The organism is Paraburkholderia humisilvae (assembly GCF_902859855.1).
Taxonomy (GTDB): domain Bacteria; phylum Pseudomonadota; class Gammaproteobacteria; order Burkholderiales; family Burkholderiaceae; genus Paraburkholderia; species Paraburkholderia humisilvae.
This window is the reverse complement of sequence record NZ_CADIKH010000432.1, coordinates 1-783: the sequence shown is the minus strand read 5'-3', so window position 1 is coordinate 783 and position 783 is coordinate 1. Positions and strand designations below refer to the sequence as shown.

General features: G+C 62.2%; 2 pseudogenes. Both read right to left on the bottom strand.

What is annotated here, in order from left to right:
• Positions 1-23: 23 nt before the first annotated feature.
• A pseudogene (locus HV796_RS46420) lies at positions 24-446 on the bottom strand (transposase); the annotation flags it as partial.
• Positions 447-609: 163 nt separating this feature from the next.
• Positions 610-772, bottom strand: a pseudogene (locus HV796_RS46415) (IS110 family transposase); the annotation flags it as partial.
• Between the last annotated feature and the right edge of the window lie 11 nt (positions 773-783).

Genomic DNA, 783 nt, shown 5'->3' with positions numbered 1-783 from the left:
GGAAAGTGAACGATGTTTCGATGTTAAAGACTGGGGTTGTGTGAATGCGTCACACTGGATCGCACGGGAACACTGCCAGCCTGATAGGGCTGATCCCGAATCAGCATCGCCCACGCTGCGCGTGCATTCTTTGCCGCGAGCGCCGCGGCAGCGATGTTCCTGTGCCGGCGTCGACACAGTTTCACCAACCAGGAATCAGCCATCGCGGGCCTGGTCGCAGCCATGCGTATAAGCGCACGGGCGCCGTGAATCTGAAGTGTTCGCAATGCGGTATCGCCGCGCTTGCTGATGCCGGGCAGGTGCGGCGTACCGCCCAAGGAATGCTGGCGTGGCACCAGACCCAGCCCGGCAGCCAGTTCGCGGCCACTGCGGAAAGCTCAGGCGTTGCCGATCGAGGCTGCCAGGGCCGATGCGGTGAGCGGCCCCATTCCGGGTATTGTTTCGAGAAGTTGACCGGGCGCATCCGTACGGTGGATCGCGCGGATACCGCCTTCAAGCCCAGCGATCTTGTTGCCCAGTTCGCGCAGGTGTTCGACGAGCATCTGGATTACCCCCCGGAACGGCTCACAGTAGTGATCGTCAGGAGTGGAAAAGGCCGCCATGGCTCTTCACCAGGCCAGCGCGTGCACGATGCCAGCGACAGCATGGTCTGTTGCGCCTGCGTCCTGAGCGGTACAAAGCGCATGTGCGGTCGTGTTATTGCCTCGCAGATTGCTTCAGGGTCGGCCGCGTCGGTCTTGTTGCTCCTGACGTAAGGGCGGACGAATTGCGGGGGCGATCAGT